20 protein-coding genes and 2 pseudogenes are annotated in these 22,813 nt (G+C 68.9%); 3 read left to right on the top strand and 19 right to left on the bottom strand.

Going from position 1 to position 22,813, the window contains the following annotated elements; translation table 11 throughout:
* Position 1: 1 nt before the first annotated feature.
* The 11 genes from atpD to prmC form a co-directional block, all read right to left on the bottom strand.
* The gene (gene atpD, locus FVO59_RS12300) at positions 2 to 1,456 is read right to left on the bottom strand and encodes a F0F1 ATP synthase subunit beta (protein ID WP_182252894.1); all 1,455 of its coding nucleotides are present in this window, start codon (positions 1,454 to 1,456) and stop codon (positions 2 to 4) included.
* Positions 1,457 to 1,481: 25 nt separating this feature from the next.
* The gene (locus FVO59_RS12295) at positions 1,482 to 2,375 is read right to left on the bottom strand and encodes a F0F1 ATP synthase subunit gamma (protein ID WP_182252893.1); all 894 of its coding nucleotides are present in this window, start codon (positions 2,373 to 2,375) and stop codon (positions 1,482 to 1,484) included.
* Between the two features lie 19 nt (positions 2,376 to 2,394).
* The gene (atpA, locus tag FVO59_RS12290; protein ID WP_182252892.1) at positions 2,395 to 4,035 is read right to left on the bottom strand and encodes a F0F1 ATP synthase subunit alpha; all 1,641 of its coding nucleotides are present in this window, start codon (positions 4,033 to 4,035) and stop codon (positions 2,395 to 2,397) included.
* Between the two features lie 50 nt (positions 4,036 to 4,085).
* The gene (locus FVO59_RS12285) at positions 4,086 to 4,874 is read right to left on the bottom strand and encodes a F0F1 ATP synthase subunit delta (protein ID WP_182252891.1); all 789 of its coding nucleotides are present in this window, start codon (positions 4,872 to 4,874) and stop codon (positions 4,086 to 4,088) included.
* On the bottom strand, positions 4,874 to 5,419 hold the full coding sequence (locus FVO59_RS12280) for a F0F1 ATP synthase subunit B (RefSeq protein ID WP_182252890.1): 546 nt from the start codon (positions 5,417 to 5,419) through the stop codon (positions 4,874 to 4,876). The genes FVO59_RS12285 and FVO59_RS12280 overlap by 1 nt, the downstream gene beginning before the upstream one ends.
* Positions 5,420 to 5,446: 27 nt before the next feature.
* Positions 5,447 to 5,683, bottom strand: coding sequence for an ATP synthase F0 subunit C (gene atpE, locus FVO59_RS12275; RefSeq protein ID WP_071642243.1), 237 nt, complete (start codon positions 5,681 to 5,683; stop codon positions 5,447 to 5,449).
* Between the two features lie 43 nt (positions 5,684 to 5,726).
* Positions 5,727 to 6,470, bottom strand: a complete 744-nt coding sequence (gene atpB / locus FVO59_RS12270) for a F0F1 ATP synthase subunit A (RefSeq protein WP_182256787.1) — start codon at positions 6,468 to 6,470, stop codon at positions 5,727 to 5,729.
* Positions 6,471 to 6,650: 180 nt separating this feature from the next.
* Complete coding sequence (locus FVO59_RS12265) at positions 6,651 to 7,160, bottom strand: Cg1360 family ATP-synthase-associated protein (protein ID WP_182252889.1); 510 nt, start codon at positions 7,158 to 7,160, stop codon at positions 6,651 to 6,653.
* Entirely contained in the window at positions 7,160 to 8,350 is a 1,191-nt protein-coding gene (locus FVO59_RS12260; protein WP_182252888.1) for an MraY family glycosyltransferase, read from the bottom strand. The genes FVO59_RS12265 and FVO59_RS12260 overlap by 1 nt, the downstream gene beginning before the upstream one ends.
* On the bottom strand, positions 8,347 to 9,063 hold the full coding sequence (locus FVO59_RS12255) for an L-threonylcarbamoyladenylate synthase (protein WP_182252887.1): 717 nt from the start codon (positions 9,061 to 9,063) through the stop codon (positions 8,347 to 8,349). The genes FVO59_RS12260 and FVO59_RS12255 overlap by 4 nt, the downstream gene beginning before the upstream one ends.
* Before the next feature lie 67 nt (positions 9,064 to 9,130).
* Positions 9,131 to 9,988 carry a peptide chain release factor N(5)-glutamine methyltransferase gene (gene prmC / locus FVO59_RS12250; RefSeq protein WP_259363215.1) on the bottom strand — a complete coding sequence of 286 codons (858 nt, stop codon included), beginning with the start codon at positions 9,986 to 9,988 and terminating at the stop codon, positions 9,131 to 9,133.
* Between the two features lie 96 nt (positions 9,989 to 10,084).
* On the opposite strand from prmC, the gene cysK reads away from it, so the two are divergent.
* Both cysK and epsC read left to right on the top strand, forming a co-directional pair.
* The gene (cysK, locus tag FVO59_RS12245) at positions 10,085 to 11,023 is read left to right on the top strand and encodes a cysteine synthase A (protein WP_182252885.1); all 939 of its coding nucleotides are present in this window, start codon (positions 10,085 to 10,087) and stop codon (positions 11,021 to 11,023) included.
* A gap of 14 nt (positions 11,024 to 11,037) precedes the next feature.
* Positions 11,038 to 11,601 carry a serine O-acetyltransferase EpsC gene (gene epsC / locus FVO59_RS12240; protein ID WP_182256785.1) on the top strand — a complete coding sequence of 188 codons (564 nt, stop codon included), beginning with the start codon at positions 11,038 to 11,040 and terminating at the stop codon, positions 11,599 to 11,601.
* 8 nt (positions 11,602 to 11,609) lie between these two features.
* Here the strand turns inward: epsC and FVO59_RS12235 are convergent, their stop codons facing one another.
* From FVO59_RS12235 to lysA, 6 genes and pseudogenes are all read right to left on the bottom strand, one after another.
* Positions 11,610 to 12,119 (bottom strand): GNAT family N-acetyltransferase, encoded by a 510-nt coding sequence (locus FVO59_RS12235; RefSeq protein WP_220465672.1) that lies wholly within the window; start codon positions 12,117 to 12,119, stop codon positions 11,610 to 11,612.
* A complete protein-coding gene (gene prfA, locus FVO59_RS12230; RefSeq protein ID WP_182252884.1) occupies positions 12,116 to 13,198 on the bottom strand; it encodes a peptide chain release factor 1 in 1,083 nt (360 codons plus the stop codon). Before prfA ends, FVO59_RS12235 begins: the two co-directional genes overlap by 4 nt.
* Positions 13,199 to 13,222: 24 nt before the next feature.
* A complete protein-coding gene (gene rho, locus FVO59_RS12225; protein WP_182252883.1) occupies positions 13,223 to 15,271 on the bottom strand; it encodes a transcription termination factor Rho in 2,049 nt (682 codons plus the stop codon).
* A 166-nt stretch (positions 15,272 to 15,437) separates the two neighbouring features.
* Complete coding sequence (gene thrB / locus FVO59_RS12220) at positions 15,438 to 16,346, bottom strand: homoserine kinase (protein ID WP_182256781.1); 909 nt, start codon at positions 16,344 to 16,346, stop codon at positions 15,438 to 15,440.
* A gap of 76 nt (positions 16,347 to 16,422) precedes the next feature.
* Positions 16,423 to 17,738 (bottom strand): annotated as a pseudogene (locus FVO59_RS12215) (homoserine dehydrogenase).
* A 56-nt stretch (positions 17,739 to 17,794) separates the two neighbouring features.
* A pseudogene (gene lysA / locus FVO59_RS12210) lies at positions 17,795 to 19,185 on the bottom strand (diaminopimelate decarboxylase).
* 122 nt (positions 19,186 to 19,307) lie between these two features.
* On the opposite strand from lysA, the gene FVO59_RS12205 reads away from it, so the two are divergent.
* Positions 19,308 to 20,360: a YhjD/YihY/BrkB family envelope integrity protein gene (locus FVO59_RS12205; RefSeq protein WP_182252882.1), complete on the top strand. Its 1,053-nt coding sequence runs from the start codon at positions 19,308 to 19,310 to the stop codon at positions 20,358 to 20,360.
* A gap of 7 nt (positions 20,361 to 20,367) precedes the next feature.
* Here the strand turns inward: FVO59_RS12205 and FVO59_RS12200 are convergent, their stop codons facing one another.
* Positions 20,368 to 21,135 (bottom strand): LmeA family phospholipid-binding protein, encoded by a 768-nt coding sequence (locus tag FVO59_RS12200; RefSeq protein WP_182252881.1) that lies wholly within the window; start codon positions 21,133 to 21,135, stop codon positions 20,368 to 20,370.
* Positions 21,136 to 21,142: 7 nt separating this feature from the next.
* Entirely contained in the window at positions 21,143 to 22,807 is a 1,665-nt protein-coding gene (argS, locus tag FVO59_RS12195) for an arginine--tRNA ligase (protein WP_182252880.1), read from the bottom strand.
* Between the last annotated feature and the right edge of the window lie 6 nt (positions 22,808 to 22,813).

Below are 22,813 nucleotides of genomic sequence, written 5' to 3'. Positions count from 1 at the left end.
GTCAGGCGTTCTCCTTCTGGATCTTCGCCCATGCCTCTTCGACGTCGGAGATGCCGCCGACGTTGAAGAACGCCTGCTCGGCGACGTGGTCGAAGTCACCACGGCAGATCGCATCGAACGACTCGATGGTCTCCTTGAGCGGCACGGTCGAGCCCTCGACACCGGTGAACTTCTTCGCCATGTAGGTGTTCTGCGAGAGGAACTGCTGGATGCGGCGCGCGCGGGCGACGACGATCTTGTCCTCTTCGGAGAGCTCGTCGACACCGAGGATCGCGATGATCTCCTGCAGCTCCTTGTTCTTCTGCAGGATCTGCTTGACCGTGGTGGCCACGCGGTAGTGGTCCTCACCCAGGTAACGCGGGTCCATGATGCGCGACGTCGAGGTCAGCGGGTCGATCGCGGGGTACAGACCCTTCGACGCGATCTCACGCGAGAGCTCGGTGGTGGCGTCGAGGTGCGCGAACGTGGTCGCCGGGGCCGGGTCGGTGTAGTCGTCGGCCGGCACGTAGATCGCCTGCAGCGAGGTGATCGAGTGACCACGCGTCGACGTGATGCGCTCCTGCAGGAGGCCCATCTCGTCGGCGAGGTTCGGCTGGTAGCCCACGGCCGAGGGCATGCGGCCCAGCAGGGTCGAGACCTCGGAGCCGGCCTGCGTGAAGCGGAAGATGTTGTCGATGAACAGCAGCACGTCCTGCTTCTGCACGTCGCGGAAGTACTCCGCCATGGTCAGAGCCGACAGCGCGACGCGCAGACGCGTCCCCGGCGGCTCGTCCATCTGGCCGAAGACGAGGGCGGTCTTGTCGAAGACGCCCGCCTCCTCCATCTCGTGGATGAGGTCGTTGCCCTCACGGGTGCGCTCGCCGACACCGGCGAACACCGACACACCGCCGTGGTCCTGCGCGACGCGCTGGATCATCTCCTGGATGAGGACGGTCTTGCCGACACCCGCGCCACCGAACAGACCGATCTTTCCACCCTGCACGTAGGGGGTCAGGAGGTCGATCGACTTGATGCCGGTCTCGAACATGGTGGTCTTCGACTCGAGCTGGTCGAAGTTCGGCGCCTTGCGGTGGATCGGCCAGCGCTCGGTGACCTCGATGGTCTCGCCGGGCTCGGCGTTGAGGACCTCGCCGATCACGTTGAAGACCTTGCCCTTGGTCACATCTCCCACGGGGACCGAGATGGCCTCGCCGGTGTCGCGGACCTCCTGGCCGCGGACGATGCCGTCGGTCGGCTTCAGGGCGATCGCGCGGACGAGGTCGTCGCCGAGGTGCTGTGCGACCTCGAGCGTGATCTCGGTGGAGTCCTCGCCGATGGTGATGGTGGTCTTGAGGGCGTTGTAGATCTCGGGGATCGAATCGTGCGGGAACTCGATGTCGACAACCGGACCGTTGACGCGTGCGACGCGCCCGACGACCGCGGTCGCCGGCTGCTCAGCCGTGGCGGTGGTGGTCATTTCTCGTCTCTTCTCCTGATGTGTGTCAGCTGGATGCCAGGGCGTCGGCGCCGCCGACGATCTCTGCGATCTGCTGGGTGATCTCGGCCTGGCGAGCGTTGTTGCGCAGGCGGGTGTAGTCGGTGATCAGCTTGTCGGCGTTGTCGCTGGCCGACTTCATCGCCTTCTGCGTCGCGGCCTGCTTGGCTGCCGACGACTGCAGGAGGGCGTTGAACACGCGGCTCTGGATGTACACCGGCAGGATCGCGTCGAGCACGGTCTCGGCGTCGGGCTCGAACTCGTAGAGCGGGTAGACGGCCGCGCTCGCGGTGTCCTCGGCCTCTTCGATCTCGAGCGGCAGCAGACGCAGCGCCGTCGGCTCCTGCGTCATCATGCTGACGAACCGGTTGTAGACCAGCACGATCTCGTCGACGCCCTCGGACTCGCCGCCGCGCAGGAACGCCTGCTGCAGCGTGTGCGCGATCTCCTCGGCCGTGTGGAACGACGGGGTGTCGGTGTCGCCGATCCATTCCGCCACGGACTCGATCCGACGGAACTGGAAGTACCCGACGGCCTTGCGGCCGATCAGGTAGTACACCGGCTCGCGGCCGAGCTCGCGCAGACGCTCACCCTGCTCCAGGCCCTCGCGGATCACCTGGGAGTTGAACGCGCCTGCGAGACCACGGTCGCTCGAGAAGATGACGACCGCCGTGCGGCGGATCGTCTCTGCCTCGCGGGTGAGCGGGTGGTCGACGCTGGAGTGCGTCGCGACGGCCGACACGGCCCTCGTCACGGCCTGCGCGAAGGGGCTGGACGCCTTGACGCGTGCCATCGCCTTCTGGATGCGCGAAGCCGCGATGAGTTCCATCGCCTTCGTGATCTTCTTGGTCGTCTGAGCAGAAGAGATCTTCTGCTTGTAGACCCTGAGTTGAGCGCCCATGAATCAGTACCTCACGCGATTACGCGCGACGACCCTTGACGATCTTCTCCTGGCTGACATCGCCTGCGTCCTCAGCAGAGACCTGCTCGTTGCCCGGGCTGCTGATCGACTGGCCCTTGCCGCCCTGGAACTCCAGGATGAAGGCGTCGGTCTGCTTGTCGAGCTCTGCGACCGTGTCGTCGTCGAGGACGTTGGTCTCGCGCAGCGTGTCGAGGATCGACGTGTTGCGGCGCAGGTAGTCGAGGAGGTCGCGCTCGAAGCGGAGCACGTCCTCGACCTCGAGCGAGTCGAGCTTGCCGTTCGTTCCGGCCCAGATCGAGACGACCTGCTCCTCGACGGGGTACGGCGAGTACTGCGGCTGCTTGAGCAGCTCGGTCAGACGCGCGCCGCGGGCGAGCTGACGACGCGAGGCCGCGTCGAGGTCGGACGCGAACATCGCGAACGCCTCGAGCGAGCGGTACTGCGCGAGCTCCAGCTTCAGCGTTCCGGAGACCTTCTTGATCGACTTGACCTGTGCGTCACCGCCGACTCGCGAGACCGAGATTCCCACGTCGACAGCCGGACGCTGGTTGGCGTTGAAGAGGTCGGACTGCAGGAAGATCTGGCCGTCGGTGATCGAGATCACGTTGGTCGGGATGTACGCCGAGACGTCGTTGGCCTTGGTCTCGATGATCGGCAGACCGGTCATGGAACCGGCGCCGAGCTCGTCGGACAGCTTGGCGCAGCGCTCGAGCAGACGCGAGTGCAGGTAGAAGACGTCACCGGGGTAGGCCTCGCGGCCCGGCGGGCGACGCAGCAGGAGCGACACGGCGCGGTAGGCCTCAGCCTGCTTCGACAGGTCGTCGAAGATGATGAGCACGTGCTTGCCGCCGTACATCCAGTGCTGGCCGATGGCCGAGCCGGTGTAGGGGGCGAGGTACTTGAAGCCGGCCGGGTCGGAAGCAGGGGCGGCGACGATCGTCGTGTACTCGAGGGCACCGGCCTCTTCCAGCGCGCCCTTGACCGAGGCGATGGTCGAGCCCTTCTGGCCGATGGCGACGTAGATGCAGCGGACCTGCTTGTTGACGTCGCCCGACTCCCAGTTGGCCTTCTGGTTGATGATCGTGTCGATCGCGATGGCCGTCTTGCCTGTCTGGCGGTCGCCGATGATCAGCTGACGCTGACCGCGGCCGACGGGGATCATGGCGTCGATCGCCTTGATGCCGGTCTGCATCGGCTCGTGCACCGACTTGCGCTGCATGACACCCGGTGCCTGCAGCTCGAGCTCGCGTGAGCCCTCGGTGGCGATGGCGCCGAGACCGTCGATCGGGTTTCCGAGCGGGTCGACGACGCGACCCAGGTAGCCGTCGCCGACCGGGACCGAGAGGACCTCTCCGGTGCGGGTGACCTCCTGGCCGGCCTCGATGCCGGTGAAGTCGCCGAGGACGACCACACCGATCTCGTGCTCGTCCAGGTTCAGCGCCAGGCCCTTGGTGCCGTCCGCGAAGGTGACGAGCTCGTTGGCCATGACGCCGGGCAGTCCCTCGACGTGCGCGATGCCATCGGCCGCGTCGATGACGGTGCCGACCTCGGTCGCCACGGCGCCGGTGGGCTCGTAGGCGGCGGCGAAGTTCTTCAGCGCGTCACGGATGACGTCGGGGCTGATCGATAGTTCTGCCATTGTCTTCCCTTTGTGTGTCTGGGTGTCCGCGGTTCCCCGCGTGAAGTTGTTCAGCTCGCGAGCTTCTGGCGAAGGTCGGCGAGTCGGGCGGAGATGCTGCCGTCGATGACGTCATCGGCGATCTGCACACGCAGGCCCCCGACCACGCCCTGGTCGATCACCTGGTTGATGGAGATCTCGCCGCCGTAGCGGCGTGCGAGCGCATCGCGCAGGCGTGTCTGCTGAGCAGCGGAGAGGGCGGTCGCGGTGTACACCGTCGCCACCGTGCGGCCCGCCTGCGCGGCGACGATGTCGATCGCACGGGCGAGGACCTGGCGGACACGGCGCTCGCGCGGCAGGCGCACCAGCGAGGATGCGACCAGCACGGTTGCGGGTGATGCCGAGCCGCCGAGCACCTTCTCGACGAGGTCGCCCTTCGCCGACGCGTCGCCGAGGCGGCTGCCGAGAGCGAGCTCAAGCTCGGGGTTCGCCGCGACGATCCGCGAGAACTCGAACAGCTCACCCGCGATGTCGTCGCCGGGCGCCGCCTTCGCAGCCGCCCGGATGGCGAGCTCCTCGACGCCGTCGATCAGGTCGGATGCCGACGACCAGCGCTCAGCCGCGACCGAGGTCAGCAGCGTGCGCACCGGAGCCGAGACACCGGCGAAGACGGCCGAGACGAGCGCGCTGCGCGCCTCAGCCGGAGCTGCGGGATCGGCGAGCGCGCCGCTCAGCTGGGCCGACTCCCCGATGGCACGGGCGGCTGCGAACAGCTCGGCCGCACTGTCGAGGTTCAGGCCCGACGCTGCGGCAAGCGCGTCCGTCGATGCCGCGAGTGCCTGAGTGGTCGCGCTGCCCATTACTTGGCCTTCTCGAGGTCGGCGAGGAAGCGGTCCACGACAGCCGTCGCACGAGCGTCATCGCTGAGGGTCTCCCCCACGACTCCGCCGGCGAGGTCGATCGCGAGCGTGCCGACCTCGCTGCGCAGCGAGACGAACGCCGCCTGGCGCTCCGCCTCGATCTGCGTGTGAGCGGCAGCGGTGATGCGGTTGGCCTCGGCGACAGCCGTCTCCTTGGCCTCGGTCACGATCTTCTTGCCGTCCTCGCGGGCGGCTTCGCGGATCTCACCGGCCTCGGTGCGGGCCTCGGCGAGCTGGCGGGTGTACTCCTCCAGCGCGGCCTCGGCCTGCTTCTGAGCCTCATCTGCCTTGGCGATGTTGCCTTCGATGGCGGCCGAGCGCTCGTCGAGGATCGCGGTCAGGCGAGGAAGGGCGACCTTCCACACCACGATGAGGATGATGAGGAACCACAGGCCCGACCAGATGATGTCGTACCACGCGGGGATGAGCGGGTTCTGCGCCTCGGTCTCCGCCGCCGCGAGGTTCGTGACAAGAGCGTTCAGCATCCTGTCTCCTTCGGAAGTCGGTGCGGATTACGGGAAGGGGATGAATGCGACGGCGATGCCGACGAATGCAAGCGCCTCGGTGAAGGCGATACCGATCCACATGAGGACCTGGAGGCGACCGGCCAGCTCGGGCTGACGGGCGACACCCTCGATGGTCTTGCCGACGACGATGCCCACGCCGATGGCCGGTCCGATGGCGGCGAGGCCGTAGCCGACTGCACCGATGTGACCGTTGATTTCAGCGAGAACCGTAGTAGCGTCCACGGGTTTTTCCTTTCGTTGGGTGGGACGGCAGTTGCCGACCCGCTCAGTGCTCTTCTGCGACCGCGAGCTGGATGTAGATCGCGGTGAGGACGGTGAAGACGTAGGACTGCAGGACGACGACCAGGATCTCGAAGAGAGTGAAGGCGCCGCCGAAGGCGAGGGTGCCGACGCCGAGCGCCGCCCAGCCGCCACCTGCGGTGAAGAAGAAGAAGTGCGTTGCAGCGAAGCACAGCACGAGGATCATGTGGCCCACGACGAGGTTCATCATCAGACGCAGGGTGAGCGTCACCGGGCGGATGATGAAGGTGGAGATGAACTCCAGAGGGGTCACGATGATGTAGACGGGCCACGGCACTCCGGCCGGGAAGAGCGAGTTCTTCCAGAACCCGAGAGGGCTCTTCTTCATGCCCGCGTAGATGAAGGTCACGTAGCTGATCACGGCGAGCGTGAGAGGCACGGCGATGATCGCGGTTCCCGGCATGTTCAGGAACGGGATGATGCCCGTGATGTTCATGAACAGGATCATGAAGAACATGGTCACCAGCAGCGGTGCGAACCGCTCGCCGTCCTTGCGGCCGAGCAGGTCGTGCCCGATGCCGTTGCGTACGAAGCCGATGCCCATCTCGACCACGCTCTGGAAGCGGCCGGGCACGACGGTCATGCGGCGGGTCCCGAGCCACATGATCAGCACGACGGCGATCACGGAGAGCAGCTGGATGAGGTGGATGCGGTGGATCGGCACGACGCCGAACACGTTGAACAGGATCTCCGGGAAGAACTCGTCCATCGAGGGGCCGTGGAATTCACCGTCACCGGCGATCGGACGAAGGGTCAGGGTCGCAACGGGATTCAACAGCGCGGGCTCCAGCTTCGGGTCACCGGTCAGAACCGGGGGCGACGAGGGACGGTGTGCGTCAGCGCAAGCGCTCGCGAGACGAGCGGCGGGCACGGGTAAACACTACCAGATTCAGCGGTCCTCCTCCGCCGCGCCCGGTGCCTGTCGGCCACGGCCTTCGGCGTCGTCCTCGGGATTCACCGTCGGAAGGTCTATGTCGCTGACGTTGGGGAGCCTCATGCGCATGAGGACGATCATGTCCACCACGAGGGACAGCGCGACGCCCGCGACGATGGAGAGGAAGAACACCAGAGGCGAGATCCACGGCTGTCCGCTCAGAACGATCATCACCACGAGGAAGACGCCGAGCTTGAGCAGCCATCCGCCGAGGACGATCGCGAAGAAGAGCTGCACATAGATCGGGTCGCCGAACCAGCGGTTGGCGAACAGGATGCTGCCTGCGGTGATCCCGAGGAACAGGAATGCCAGGAGCACTCCGATCAGGCCGCTCCAGAGGCCGCTCGCGCCGTCGACGCCGTAGCCGATCCCTCCGGCGATGAGGGCGAGGACCAGAGCGGCGCCGGCGGACCAGACGAGGGTGCGACGCAGGATGGGGGTGCTGGAGACGGGGCTCGAGGTCATCAGGGCTCCATGTCGTGGGGGTCGGAGGCGGGTGTGTCGTCTGCGGCAGACGGGTCGATGGCCGACCGGCGCGCGCTCATCGGGGTGCGGGTGACGATGAGGCAGGCGATGATCCCGATGATGCCGAAGGCCACCGCGGCGAGGTACCCGCCCGGCCAGTCCTGACGTCCGGCGATGTACATCAGCAAAACGGTCAGGGAGATGATCGCGCTCCACGCGTAGAAGATCAGCACCGCGTCGCGGTGACGATGGCCGAGATCCAGCATCCGATGGTGCAGATGCTTGCGATCGGGCGAGAAGGGCGACTTCCCGGCGCGCATGCGGCGGAAGACCGCGAGACCGAAGTCGAGCAGGGGCAGCATGACGATGACCAGGGGCAGCACGATCGGGATGAATGCCCCGAGCAGCTGCGAGCGCCCGAAGCGCTCGGGGTCGAAGGCGTTCACGTCGCCCTGCGTCGTGAGGGCGATCGTCGAGGTCGCCATGAGAAGGCCGAGCACCAGGGCACCGGAGTCGCCCATGAAGAGCTTCGCCGGGCTCCAGTTCAGCGGCAGGAAGCCGAGGCAGGCGCCTATGAGCACGGCGGCGAGGAAGGTCGCGAGGTTGAAGTAGCTGGTCGCACCGGAGTCGCGGGTCAGGATGTATGCGTACACGAAGAACACGCCGTTGGCGATGAGACAGACTCCCGCGACCAGCCCGTCGAGGCCGTCGATGAAGTTCACCGCGTTCATCACGACGACGATCGCGAACATGGTGATCGAGATGCTCACCCAGCTCGAGACGAGGATCATGTCCCCGACGGGCAGCGACAGGATCTGCAGCCCTCCCCCGACCGAGATGATGCCGGCGGCGAGGAACTGCGCGGCGAGCTTGATCATCCAGTCCAGGTCGATCAGGTCGTCGATCACTCCGACGACCGCGATCAGCAGCGCCGCAGCGAGGATCGCCCAGAGCGTGTTCGGAGGCGACCACATGCGCTCGAAGAAGGGGTTGGCTGCGGAGATGAGGATCGCACTGGCGATCCCGATGAACATGGCGACGCCGCCGAGTCGCGGCGTCGGCGTCTTGTGCACGTCTCGTTCACGGATCCCCGGGTACAGCTTGAACCTCAGGCTGAGCCGCCAGACGGCCCACGACAGCGCGAAGGTGATCGCCGCCGTCAGGATGATCGTGAACAGATACTGCTTCACTCGTCGCCGACCGGGCTCTCTTCGGCCTCGGCCGGGCGCTCCTCGGGCTCGAGAAGCTCTCCGAGCACCTCGGCGAGCTGCTCGCGGCTGATCGCGCCCTCACGCAGGATCCGCACGAGCGGCGTCTCTCCGTCGGGAGTGGCGACGAGCGAGGTCGCGTCGACGATCGTGGAGGGCACGCCGTTCTCGCTGTACCCCTCCTCGAGATACACCGCGACGCTGTCGCCGAGCATCTCCTGCGCGTCGGAGGCGATGATCGCGGCGTCACGACCGGTGAGGTTGGCGCTGGACACCGCGAGCGGGCCGGTCTCGGCGAGCAGCTCGAGGGCGACACGACGATCAGGCATCCGGACGGCGACAGTGCCCTTGGTCTCGCCGAGGTCCCAGGTCAGCGAGGGCTGAGCGGGCAGGACGATCGTCAGACCGCCGGGCCAGAACGCGTCGACCAGGTTCTGCACCGCGGCCGGGATCTCCTCTACGAGCGCGCCGAGCATGTCCTGCCCCGCGACCAGCACGGGCGGCGGCATGTCGCGGCCCCGCCCCTTGGCATCCAGGAGCCGCTGCACCGCAGCGGGCGAGAACGCGTCGGCGGCTATGCCGTAGACGGTGTCGGTGGGCAGCACGATGAGCTCGCCGCGGGCGATGGCCTGACGGGCGTGGCGCATGCCGGCGAGGATCTGGGAGTCGTCGCGGCAATCGAAGACAGTTGACATGGCACTCCTAGTCTACGTCGATCACCTCTGGGGCCACCGTGACGCCGGCGCTTCGCGGATGGGCCGCTCAGGGGCGGAGCGCTGTCGTCGCCCGATCGCGGCGCGTGAGGTCCTGGTGGGTGGCCGAGGCACGCCAGCCGTCCGCATCGAGGATGTCGCGGATCGCGTCGCCCTGCAGCTCGCCGTGCTCGAGCACGAGCAGTCCGCCGGCGTGCAGAAGCTCCTGCGCCCGTCGGCTGATCACGCGGATCACGTCGAGACCGTCCGGTCCCCCGTACAGAGCCTGCGCCGGGTCGTGCAGCCGCACCTCCGGATCGCGCGGGATCGCGTCGTCGGGCACGTACGGCGGGTTGGAGATGACCACGTCGACCGTGCCGCGGAGCTCGTCGAAGGCGGTGGCGAGGTCGCCGTGCACCAGCGTCAGATTGTTCACGCCCCGCATGTTGCGAGCGGCCCACGCGTGCGCCTGTGCGGAGCGCTCGACCGCGTAGACCCTCGCATGCGGCACCTCGGTGGCCATGGCCAGCGCGATCGCACCGCTGCCGGTGCCCAGGTCCGCGGCGATGGGAGCCGCGGTCGCGCTCTCCAGCAGCGCGTCGATCGCGAACTGCGCGACGGTCTCGGTCTCGGGTCTCGGCACGAAGACGCCGGGCCCGACCGCGAGCTCCAGGTGACGGAAGGCGGCTGTCCCTGTGAGATGCTGCAGCGGCTCGCGTGCGGCACGCCGGTCGACGAGGGAGGCCAGCCGCTCGGCATCCCCATCGGGGATCGCATCGCCTCGGACGACGGCGGCCTGCATCTCGCCCCTCCCGAGACCGAGGACGTGCCCGATGAGCAGCTCCGCATCGACGAGCGGATCCGGGACGCCGGCGTCGGCGAGCCGCTGCGCGACGGCGCGCAGCTGCGCGGAGATGAGGTGGGGCATCCTCTCAGCGTATGCGGTGGCGGTCATATTCCGTCATCAGACCGGGGCCGCACCGTAGGCTGATCTCGCTGAACCCACGCACACGAAAGGTCTGTCATGACCGGCATCCACAACGACATCACGAGCACCTTCGGCAACACCCCGCTGGTGCGGCTGAACCACCTGACGGAGGGCCTCGACGCCACCGTGCTCGTCAAGCTCGAGTCGTTCAACCCGGCCTCGAGCGTGAAGGACCGCATCGGCATCGCCATCGTCGACGCGGCCGAGGCGTCTGGCGAGCTCAAGCCGGGCGGCACCATCGTCGAGGCGACGAGCGGCAACACGGGCATCGCCCTCGCGATGGTCGGCGCCGCGCGCGGCTACCGGGTCATCCTGACCATGCCCGCATCGATGTCCAAGGAGCGCCGCGTGCTGCTCAAGGCATTCGGCGCCGAGCTCGTGCTCTCCGACCCGACGCTGGGCATGAAGGGCGCGATCGAGAAGCTGCAGGAGATCATCGACACGACGCCTGGCGCTGTCTGGGCCCGCCAGTTCGAGAACGCGGCGAACCCGCAGATCCACCGCGACACCACCGCCCAGGAGATCCTGCGCGACACCGACGGTGCCGTCGACGTGTTCATCGCAGGCGTCGGCACCGGCGGAACGGTCACAGGCACCGGTCAGGCGCTGAAGGCGGCGAAGCCCGGGGTCACGGTCATCGCCGTCGAGCCGAAGGACTCGCCGCTGCTCTCTGAGGGGCGCACGGGGCCGGCCAAGATCCAGGGCATCGGCCCGAACTTCGTTCCCGCCGTGCTCGACCGAGAGGTGATCGACGAGATCATCACCGCCGAGTTCGACGAGTCGATCGCGACCGCACGCGACCTGGCAGCCAAGGAGGGTCTGCTGGTCGGGATCTCCAGCGGCGCAGCCGTCGCGCAGGCGCTGAAGGTCGCCGCCCGCCCCGAGAGCGCAGGCAAGACCATCGTCGTCGTCGCCCCTGACACGGGCGAGCGCTACATCAGCACGGCTCTGTTCGAAGACCTCCGCGAGGACTGATCCCCGCCGTGAGCATGCTCTCCCGGATCCGCGAGGACGTCGCGGCCGCCCGCCACCGCGACCCCGCTGCCCGCAGCGGGGTCGAGGTGGCTCTGCTCTACCCCGGCCTGCACGCCGTGTGGGCGCATCGTGCGTGGCACGCGCTGTGGAGACGCGAGCTGCGCTTCGTGGCGCGCATGGGATCGCAGCTCACCCGATGGCTGACCGGCATCGAGATCCATCCGGGGGCGCGCATCGGGCGGCGCTTCTTCATCGACCACGGCATGGGCGTCGTGATCGGCGAGACCGCCGAGATCGGCGACGACGTCATGCTGTATCACGGGGTCACGCTCGGCGGACGCACCCGCGACCACGGCAAGCGGCACCCCACCCTCGAGGACGGGGTGTCGGTGGGCGCCGGCGCGAAGATCCTCGGCCCCGTCCGCATCGGCGCGCGGTCGCTGGTGGGCGCGAACGCCGTCGTCACCAAGGACGCCGCGGCCGACAGCATCCTGGTCGGCGTGCCGGCGAAGCCGCGACGCCGAACGGAGTCCGACGATTCGCGCGCCCTGCTGACCGCAGCGGACTATGTGATCTGACGCGGCGCTCAGAGCGCCAGGTGCATCACGTGCAGCCCTACCAGGCCGTGCCGACGCGAGCGGAACGCCGCGGGCACGGTGCCGATGATCTCGAAGCCGAGCGACTGCCACAGGCGCACAGCGCCGACGTTGGACTGAACGACGGCATTGAACTGGATGGCCGAGTAGCCCTCGGCACGATGCCAGTCGACGACATGGCGCCCGAGGGCGCCGCCGATCCCGGCTCCGCGCGCCTCAGGGTCGACCATGAACGACGCCGTCCCCACATGAGAGCCGCGTCCAGGGCGGTTCGGTCCCATCTTGGCCGATCCGACGACGCGATCATCGAGCACGGCGACCACCGTGCGCGACGGCGCCTGCTCCATCCACAGCCCGGCCGCCTGCTCCGAGCTGAGCCCGTCGGGGTAGGCGTAGGTCTCTCCATCGGCGACGATCGCCGTGAAGAACGCGAAGATCGCGGGCCAGTCCTCGGTCGTCGCATCGCGGATGATCAGCCGGTCCTGCGGCTCGGGAGTCATGAGCCGTCACCACCCAGCGCGGACAGCCTCGCCTCCTCGTCGGCGTGGATCGCCGACTCGATGATCGGCTCGAGCGCGCCGTCCATCACCTGATCGAGGTTGTAGGCCTTGTACCCCGTCCGGTGATCGGCGATGCGGTTCTCGGGGAAGTTGTAGGTGCGGATCCGCTCGGAGCGGTCCATGCCCCGGATCTGCGAACGGCGGGCGTCGGATGCCGCGGCATCCAGCTCCTCCTGCTGTCTGGCGAGCAGTCGTGCCCTCAGCACGCGCATCGCCGCCTCCCGATTCTGCAGCTGGGACTTCTCGTTCTGCATCGAGACGACGATGCCGGTGGGGACGTGGGTGATGCGCACCGCCGAGTCAGTGGTGTTCACCGACTGCCCGCCAGGGCCTGATGAGCGGTACACGTCGATCTTCAGATCGTTCGCGTCGATCTGGATCTCCTCCGGCTCGTCGACCTCAGGAAAGACGAGGACACCGGTGGTCGAGGTGTGGATGCGGCCCTGCGACTCGGTCGCAGGCACGCGCTGCACGCGGTGCACACCGCCCTCGTACTTCAGGTGCGCCCAGACGCCCTGCGATGGATCGGACGAGGAGCCCTTGATCGCGACCTGGACGTCCTTGTATCCGCCGAGATCGGATTCGTTGCGCTCGAGCAGCTCGGTCTTCCAGCCCTTGGAGGCCGCGTACTGCACGTACATGCGCAGCAGGTCCGCGGCGAACAGCGCCGATTCGGCACCGCCCTCCCCCGCCTTGATCTCCATGATCACGTCGCGGGCGTCGTCGGGATCGCGAGGGATGAGCAGACGGCGCAGCTTCTCCTGTGCGGCGCGCAGTCCCTCCTCCAGCGCAGGGACCTCGTCGGCGAAGGCGTCGTCCTCCCTGGCGAGCTCGCGAGCCGCGTCGAGGTCGTCGGCCGCCGTCGTCCAGGCCTCGTGCGCGGCGACGATGCGGTTCAGCTCCGCATAGCGCCGGTTCACGCGCTTGGCGCGCGCGGCGTCGGCGTGCACCGCCGGGTCGGAGAGCTCCTCCTGCACCCGGCGATGCTCCTCGATGAGGGCCTGGACCGATTCGAACACGCCTCTGCTCCGCTCAGCGGTGGATCAGCGGATGCTGTTCTCGTGGGCGTGCGAGCTGCCGTTCGAGGTCGGCGTCGGCACCGACTTCTGCATCTGGAACAGGAACTCGACGTTCGAGCCGGTCTCCTTGAGCTTGCCGAGGACGACCTCGAGCGCCTGCTGCGGGTCGAGGCCGGCGAGGGCGCGACGCAGCTTCCAGGTGATCTTGACCTCGTCGGCCGAGAGCAGCATCTCCTCGCGGCGGGTGCTCGACGCGTTGACGTCGACCGCGGGGAAGATCCGCTTGTCGGCGAGCTGGCGCGACAGGCGCAGCTCGCTGTTGCCCGTGCCCTTGAACTCCTCGAAGATGACCTCGTCCATCTTCGAGCCGGTCTCGACGAGAGCGGTCGCGAGGATGGTCAGCGAGCCGCCGTTCTCGATGTTGCGTGCGGCGCCGAAGAAGCGCTTCGGCGGGTAGAGCGCCGCGGCGTCGACGCCGCCGGTGAGCACGCGGCCCGACGCCGGGGTCGAGATGTTGTACGCCCGGCCCAGACGGGTGATCGAGTCGAGCAGCACGACAACGTCGCGGCCGAGCTCGACCAGGCGCTTGGCGCGCTCGATCGCCAGCTCGGCGACCGTGGTGTGGTCTTCGGCGGGGCGGTCGAAGGTCGAGGCGATGACCTCGCCCTTGACCGTGCGCTGCATGTCGGTGACCTCTTCGGGGCGCTCGTCGACGAGCACGACCATGAGGTGGACCTCGGGGTTGTTCTGCGCGATCGCATTGGCGATCTGCTGCAGCACGATGGTCTTGCCCGCCTTGGGCGGCGCGACGATGAGTCCGCGCTGGCCCTTGCCGATGGGCGCGACGAGGTCGATGATGCGCTGCGTCAGCTTCTCGGGAGCGGTCTCGAGACGCAGGCGCTCCTGCGGGTACAGCGGGGTCAGCTTGCCGAACTCGACGCGATTGGCCGCGTCGTCGGGCGAGAGGCCGTTGATCGAGTCGACCTTGACGAGTGCGTTGTACTTCTGGCGGCCCTGCTGCTCGCCCTCGCGCGGCTGCTTGATCGCACCGACCACGGCGTCGCCCTTGCGCAGGTTGTACTTCTTGACCTGGCCGAGCGAGACGTAGACGTCGCTGGAGCCTGCGAGATAGCCGGTGGTGCGCACGAACGCATAGTTGTCGAGCACATCGAGGATGCCGGCCACCGGGATGAGCACGTCATCCTCGCCGATCTCGGTCTCGAACTCGTCGGCGGTGGCGTTGCCGCCACCACGGCGCTTGCTGTTGCGCTGGCGTCCGCGGCCCGAGCCGGACTCCTCGTCGGAGTCGTTCTGACCGCCGCCGTTCTGACCGCCGCCGTTCTGGGCGCCGCTGTTTTGGGCGTTGCCGTTCTGGGCGTTGCCGCCGCGTCCACGGCTGCGGCTGCGACTGCGGCTGCGGCTGCGGCCGGAGCCCTCGCCCTCGCCTTCGCCGTCACCGCCGCTCTGCTCGCTCGTGCTCGAGCCCTGCTCGCTGGGTGCGGGCTCGGCCGGCGTCTCGGCGGGCGCGTCGGCCTCTGCCGCCTTCGCGCCGCGACGACCGCGCGCGGGGCGCTTGGCGGTCTCCGCCGGGGCATCCGCACTCTGCTCGTCGGCCTTGTCGCGCGAGTCGCTGGTGCCGGCGTCGGCAGGGGTCTCCGTCGCCGGGCCGCCGTCCACGGCGGGGGCGGCCTCCACGGCGGCATCGGTCTTCTTGGCGCGCGACGGGCGCTTGCGCGCCGGCTTCGCCGGTGTCTCGCCGTCTTCGACCTTGTCGGCCGCCGCAGCCTTCGCGGGAGCTGCCTCGACGGGGGCATCGGCGGACGGCAGGTCGAGGGTCTCGGCGTCGGACTTCTTCGCACGCGTGCGACGCGGCGCCTTGGCCTTCGGCTGCTCCTCTGCGGGAGCGGCATCCGCCGTCGGCGCTGCCGCCGCGTCGGCCGAGCTCGTCTCGGCGGCGGCGGCGGAAGCCGTGGTGGCGCGACGCGGCGCGCGCTTGCGTGCCGGGGCCGGGGTCTCAGCCGTCACCGAATCGGTGGACGGGGTGTCGTTCTGGGTCTCGGAGAGGTTCTCCACGAGTACTCCCTCATATGTCGTGGGAAGACGAGCAGTCCGATGTGCACGCAGCAGATGCTGCGGGCATCACACGCGCCGACGCAGAGCGCCTGCCAGCCAGTACCTGGATGTTCCTGGGGATCGCGTGCGGACTTCGCAGAATTGCGATAGGGCGAGAATCACGAAGTTACGTGGTGCCCTCCGCTCGTTCCCTTACTGTACCACCCTGCACGTCGACCGCGAGCATGTGCGCCTGCCACGGAGTGTCCGTCACGGCATCCGCCACCTCGACCGCACGCTGCCGCGCGCCGGGACCGTCGGCGAGCACGAGCACGCTGGGGCCGGCTCCTGACACGACAGCGGCGTAGCCCTCGGCGCGCAGCGCCTGGACCAGACGCAGCGTCTCGGGCATGGCGGGGCCGCGGTAGTCCTGGTGCAGACGGTCGTCGGTCGCGTCGAGCAGGAGCTCGGGGCTCTGGGTCAGGGCCGCGATCAGCAGCGCAGAGCGCGACACGTTGAACACCGCGTCCTCGCGCGAGACCTGCGGCGGCTGCAGCGAGCGCGCCAGCGAGGTCGACATCGTGAAGCCGGGCACGAACACCAGCGGTGCGACGCCGCGGTGCACCAGCAGCTTCTTGTGCTGCGGACCGCGCTCGCCCGTCCACGCGATGGTCAGGCCGCCGAACAGGGCGGGCGCGACGTTGTCGGGGTGCCCCTCGAGCTCGGTCGCCAGGCGCAGCAGCGCATCGTCGTCGAGATCGACATCGCCGGCGAGCAGTCCCTTGGCGATCAGGATGCCCGCGGTGACCGCTGCGCCCGACGAGCCGAGTCCGCGTCCGTGCGGCACGCCGTTGGCCGCGTGCAGGTGCAGGCCGGGCATCCGACGGCCGACGTCGGCGAAGACGTGCGCGATGGAGCGGACCACGAGGTTGCTCGCATCGACGGGGATCTCCTCCGCGCCCGAGCCGGTGACCTCGATCACGAGACGGTCGTCGTCGAACGACGACGCCGTGAGGGTGTCGTAGACGCTCAGGGCGAGGCCGAGCGTGTCGAATCCGGGACCGAGGTTCGCGCTGGTCGCGGGCACCGTGACCATGACCGTGCGGATCGCGGCCTCGACGTGCGGCGCCTCGGATGCGACCGGCTCGGCCGGCACGAGGGTGACCCCATGCTCACTCCCCCTCGACGCGCAGCACGGACACGACCCGCTCGACGACGTCGCTCGACGCCAGCCGCTCCACCGCGGCGCTGAGTGCGCTGTCCGTGGCCCGGTGCGTGCCGATGATCAGCCGGGCGGTCTCGCCGTCGGCGCCGTCCGCGGCCGGGATGACCGTCTGCACCAGCGTCGCCACCGACACGCCGCCGTCGCTGAGGAGACCGGCGATCGTGGCGAGCACGCCCGCCTCGTCCGACACCTCGAGGGTGATCTGATAGCGGGTCATCACGTGTCCGATCGAGACCACGGGCAGGTTGGCCCGGGTCGACTCGCCGACCCCCGTGCCGCCCGCGATGTGTCGCCGCGCAGCCGAGACCACGTCGCCCAGCACGGCGGATGCCGTCTGCACGCCGCCCGCGCCTGCACCGTAGAACATCAGCGAGCCGGCGGCCTCGGCCTCGACGAACACGGCGTTGTTGGCCCCGTGCACGGCGCCGAGCGGGTGCTCGCGCGGCACGAGGGCGGGGTAGACCCGCACGGAGATCGACTCGGGGCCGCCGTTGCCGAGCCGCTCGCACACCGCGAGCAGCTTGATGACGAATCCGGCCTCGCGGGCCTCCTCGATCATGTCGGCCGTGATGGTGGTGATGCCCTCACGGTGCACGGCCTCGAGGGGCACGGCGGTGTGGAAGGCGAGGGATGCCAGGATCGCCGCCTTCTGCGCCGCGTCGTAGCCCTCGACGTCCGCGGTGGGATCGGCCTCGGCGTAGCCGAGGCGCTGGGCGTCGGCGAGCACCTCGGCGAAGTCCGCACCCTCGACGTCCATGCGGTCGAGGATGTAGTTGGTCGTGCCGTTGACGATCCCCATGATGCGCACCACGCGGTCGCCTGCGAGCGAATCGCGCAGCGGGCGGATGATCGGGATCGCGCCGGCGGCTGCGGCCTCGTAGTACACGGAGGCGCCGACGCGCTCGGCGGCCTCGAAGATCTCGGGCCCGTGCGTGGCGAGCAGCGCCTTGTTCGCGGTGACGACGTCGGCGCCTGAGCCGAGTCCGAGCAGGATGTGCGAGCGTGCGGGCTCGATGCCCCCCATCAGCTCGATCACGATGTCCGAGCCGGTGATCAGCGTCTCGGCGTCCGTGGTGAAGAGCTCGCGGGAAGATCGACGTCCCGCGGGGCGTCGACGTCGCGCACGGCGATGCCGGAGAGCTCGAGGTGCGCTCCGGCGCGGTCTGCGAGCTCCTCGCCGTGACGCAGCAGCAGGGATGCCACCTGCGAGCCCACGGCTCCGGCTCCCAGCAGCGCCACGCGAAGTCGTCGGTAGTCAGTCATCTGCGCTCCTCAGCACGTCGGATCGGGAAGTTCGGTCTGGCCGCTGACGGCCGCGATCACTGCGGGATGCCCACGTCGCGCGCGAGCAGGTCGGCGATCGACTCGCCCCGCACGATGACTCGTGCGATCCCGTCGGAGACGGCGACGACGGGCGGCCGGGGCACATGGTTGTAGTTGTTCGACAGAGGCGCGCAGTACGCCCCCGTCACCGGCACGGCGAGCAGATCCCCCGGAGTGAGGTCGCCCGGGAGGTATTCGTGGTCCACGACGATGTCTCCCGACTCGCAGTGCTTTCCGACCACCCTCACCAGAACGGGTTCGGCTGTTCCCGCCCGAGAGGCGAGCCTGGCCGAGAACTGCGCGCCGTACAGGGCAGGCCGTGCGTTGTCGCTCATGCCGCCGTCGACACTGACGTAGCGCCGTGTTGTCGTCTCGAGCTCGACGTCCTTCGTGGTGCCGATCTCGTACAGGGTCACGCCGGCGTTGCCGACGATCGCGCGGCCTGGTTCGAACGAGAGGGCGGGCACAGGGATCCCGCGCGCCGCGCACCCCTCGGCGACGGCCGAGACGATGCCGTCGGCGAGCTCCGCGATGGGCGTCGGGTCGTCGACCCGCGTGTACGCGATGCCGAACCCGCCCCCGAGATTGAGCTGCGGGATGTCGCCCCCTCGAGCAGCTCCTGGTGCAGGTCGAGCACGCGCGAAGCGGACTCCTTGAAGCCCGCGACGCCGAAGATCTGCGAGCCGATGTGGCAGTGCAGGCCGGAGAACAGCAGGCCGTCGATCTCGCGGATGCGCGCGACCGCCGCCGGCGCCTGATCGAGCGCGAAGCCGAACTTCTGGTCCTCGTGCGCCGTCGCGAGGAAGTCGTGGGTCTCGGCGTGCACGCCGCTGTTGACGCGCAGCATGACGCGCTGCGTCGCGCCGGTGCGCGAGACGATGGCGGCGAGGCGCTCAATCTCGATGACGCTGTCGATGATGATCGTGCCGACGCCGGCATCCACCGCGCGCTCGAGCTCGCCCACGGACTTGTTGTTGCCGTGGAAGCCCAGCTTCCCGGCATCCGCTCCCCCCGCCAACGCGACCTCGAGCTCGCCGCCGGTGCAGACGTCGACGTTCAGTCCCTCCTCGAGCACCCACCGCACGATCGACGTGTTCAGCAGCGCCTTGCCCGCGTAGTAGATGCGCGCGGTCGTGCCGTTGGCCTCTGCCGCACGACGGAAGGCGTCTCGCAGCGTCGCCGCGCGAAGGCGGACCTCCGCTTCGTCGATCACCTGCAGGGGCGTGCCGTAGGTGCGGGCGAGGTCGCCTGCGCCCACGCCTCCGATGCTCAGCTCGCCGTCCGCATCGCGTACGGCGGAGCGTGGCCACACCCCCTCGACCAGATCGTTGGCGTCATCGGGGACGAGCAGCCATCCGGGGGCGGGAGAGGAATCAGGGGAATGCACGCAGCACCAATCGGATCACGGGTTCTGACGGGATCGCCGTGCAGGCGAGGTCGACCCTGATTCTAAGACACCGCCGAGTCAAGCCCCGTCCACATTCCGACGAGCTGAATAGTGTGGAGAGGATGGAGACGCCGACGAGTTCCGACGCAGCCCCGACCGCCGAGCGGAAGGGATGGCCTGCGAGTACCTCGGCGGACGCCATCCGACGACTTCTGCGGCTGCGTGTCGTGCGGGCCGCCCTGCTGTACACAGGCAGGCGGGGTCCGATGCTCGCCGATGCCGTGACGTACCGCGCGCTGTTCAGCGTGTTCGCGGCCGTGCTGCTCGGGTTCTCGGCGGCGGCCCTGTGGCTCTCGCAGGATGCCGTGGCGTGGACCGCCGTCGTGTCGGCGGTGGACTCGGCCGTGCCAGGGCTCATCGCGACCGACGGCGGCAAGGGCATCGTCGACCTGGACGATATCAGCGCACCGGCCGGGCTGTCGATCGCCGGGGTGATCTCCCTGGTGGGTCTGATCGGATCCGCCCTCGGCGCGATCGGCTCGATGCGCAACGCCGTGCGCACCGTCGCCGGAACCGATTCCGCCGACGTCGTCTGGTACCTGGTCGTGCTGCGCAGCGTCCTTCTCGCGCTGATCATCGGGGCGACGTTCGTGGCCGCCGCCGGCCTGACGTTCGCGAGCGAGCTGATCGTGGGATGGACCGCCGCTGCGCTGGGCATCGCAGAGGACTCCCCCGCCGTGTTCTGGACGGTGCGCGTGCTGTCGCTGATCGTCGTGTTCGCCCTCGACGCCGTGCTGATCGCCGCGGTCTTCCGGATGCTGTCGGGGGTGCGCGCATCGGCCGGGGCGCTCTGGGGCGGGGCGCTCGTCGGCGCTGCCGGCCTGCTGGCGCTGCAGGAGCTGTCGGGTCTGTTCGTCGGTGGGGCGAGGGCGAACCCGCTGCTCGCCTCGTTCGCGTCCCTCCTCGCGCTGCTGCTGTGGCTGAACCTGTCGACGCAGGTGATCCTGCTGGCCACTGCGCTGATCACGGTCTCGCACCGCGAGCGCGGCGACCGGGTCGCCGAGCGCTTCGGCGCCGATACGCTTCCGGAGTTCGCGCTCCGGCGGGCCGAGGACGATGTGCGGGCGGCCACCGCGGTGCTGCGTGCCGCGCAGAAGGCTGCCGCCCCGGATTGATCGCCGCTCAGGAACGGGGGCAGGTGCCCGTCTCGAGCAGCGCGGGATCGATGGAGATCCGGCCGTCGGCGGAGATGTCGGCGACGGCGCGGGTGCCTTCGATGCGCAGTCCGGTGAGAGCGATGCCCGCGGGAAGGCGGTCGGCGATGCAGATGCGCTGCGGCTTGGTGACCTGCTCGCCCACCGCGCCGATCATCCCCGACACGGCATCGAGATCCATCTGCATGCCGTTCAGCATCAGCGATACGGGGGTCAGCAGCAGGTCGCCCTGCTCCGCCCCCGGCGTCACCGTGAGTCCCACCGGGATCCGCCGTCCGAACAGCTCGACCTCCCCCTCGACGGTCGCGTTCGGCGCCGCCAGCGCGATGCGGGTGATCGGCAGCTGCGATGCCGCGAGCAGGGAGCCGAACTCGTCCTGATCGATGGACACCGTGCCCTCAGCCGCGCCCAGCGCCCCTCCTGCCACCGGCACATCCGTCGCTCGCACGTGGGCGGACCCGGTGATCCCGCCGATCGTCACCTCGTCGGAGGACAGCTCGACCTCGTCGAGTGTGCCTGAGATCAGCTGGGGCAGCATCACGCCAGGCACCTCGACGTCGAGCTGCTGATCGGCGGGCAGGTCGAGGTTGGAGATCACGAGCGATCGGACCGTGTTCGGCACGATGGCGCGCGCGACGAACTCGCTCGCGACGACCAGTGCGGCCAGCACGAGCACGATGACGAGCACGACCCACGGCCAGCGCGCCCTTCGGCTCCGGGGGCTGATCGTGCTCATCACCGGATCACATCCTCTCGGGGGCCGAGACTCCCAGCAGGTCGAGTCCGTTGCGCAGCACCTGACCTGTGGCGTCGTTCAGCCACAGACGCGTGCGATGCACGGTCTCGATCGGGTCGTCGCCCTTCGGGATGACCCTGCAGTTGTCGTACCAGCGGTGGTACAGGCCCGCCAGCTCTTCCAGGTAGCGCGCGATGCGGTGCGGCTCGCGCACCTCTGCGGCGAATGCGACCAGGCGCGGGAACTCCTGAAGCGCACCGAGCAGCGCGCTCTCGGTCTCGTGGGTGAGCAGCTCGGGGGCGAACTCGGAGCGGTCGACGTCCGATTCGGCGGCATTGCGGGCGACGTTGTGCGTGCGCGCGTGAGCGTACTGCACATAGAAGACCGGGTTGTCGTTGGTGCGCTTCTGCAGCAGTTCGGGGTCGAGGTCGAGCGGCGAGTCCGCAGGCGAGCGCTCGAGCGCGTATCGCAGAGCATCCGTGCCGATCCAGGAGCGCAGGTCGTCCATCTCGATGATGTTGCCCGCGCGCTTCGACAGCCGAGCTCCGCGCACCGAGACCATCTGGCCGATCAGCACCTGGATGTTCTTCTCGGGATCCTCGCCGGCCGCCCCCGCCACGGCCTTGAGCCGGTGCACGTAGCCGTGGTGATCGGCACCCAGGAGGTAGATCTTGTTCTGGAAGCCGCGGTCGCCCTTGTTCAGGTAGTACGCGGCGTCGGCGGCGAAGTAGGTGTACTCGCCGTTCGAACGGCGGATGACGCGGTCCTTGTCGTCGCCGAAGTCTGTGGTGCGCACCCAGACGGCGCCCTCCTCGTCGAAGACGTGGCCCTGGGCGCGCAGGCGGTCGACCGCCTGGTCGACCAGGCTCGGGCCCTCGGGCCCCTCGGCGTGCAGGGTGCGCTCCGAGAACCACACGTCGAAGGGCACGTTGAAGGCGTCGAGCGATGCCTTGATCTCGGCGAGCTGGTACTCGTAGGCCTGATCGCGGGCGACGATCAGCTGCTCGTCGGCGGGCAGGTCGAGCAGGCCGGGGTGCGACGCCAGCACGCGCTGCGCGAGCTCGGCGATGTATGCGCCCGGGTAGCCGTCCTCAGGCGTCGGCTCGCCCTTCGCGGCTGCGAGCACCGAGCGCGCGAAACGCTCCATCTGCGCACCCGCGTCGTTGATGTAGTACTCCCGCACGGCCTGCGCACCGCTGGCCAGCAGCAGACGCACGATCGAGTCGCCGAGCGCCGCCCAGCGAGTGTGCCCGATGTGCAGTGGACCCGTGGGGTTCGCCGAGACGAACTCGACGTTCACCGAGACGCCCGCCTGAGAGTCGTTGGCACCGTATGCCGCGCCCTGATCGACGATGGTCTTCGCCAGGGCGCCGGCGGCGCCGGCTTCGAGGCGGATGTTGATGAATCCGGGGCCGGCGACCTCGACTCCGTCGATGCCGTCGATCTGGTTCAGCCCGTCGGCGATCCGCTGAGCGAGGTCGCGCGGGCTGGTGCCGAGCCGCTTGGCCAGGCGCATCGCGATGTTGGTCGACCAGTCGCCGTGGTCGCGGTTGCGCGGACGCTCCAGCACGATGTCCGTAGCGTCGACGCCCAGCGCATCGTCCGGTCGCAGCGACGCCGCGATCGGGCTGAGGACGGCGAGGACTGCGGCGGAGAGGGCTTCAGGGTTCATAGACGG

Source organism: Microbacterium esteraromaticum (assembly GCF_014084045.1).
Taxonomy (GTDB): Bacteria; Actinomycetota; Actinomycetes; order Actinomycetales; family Microbacteriaceae; genus Microbacterium; species Microbacterium esteraromaticum_D.
This window is presented reverse-complemented; position numbering and strand designations above follow the sequence as displayed.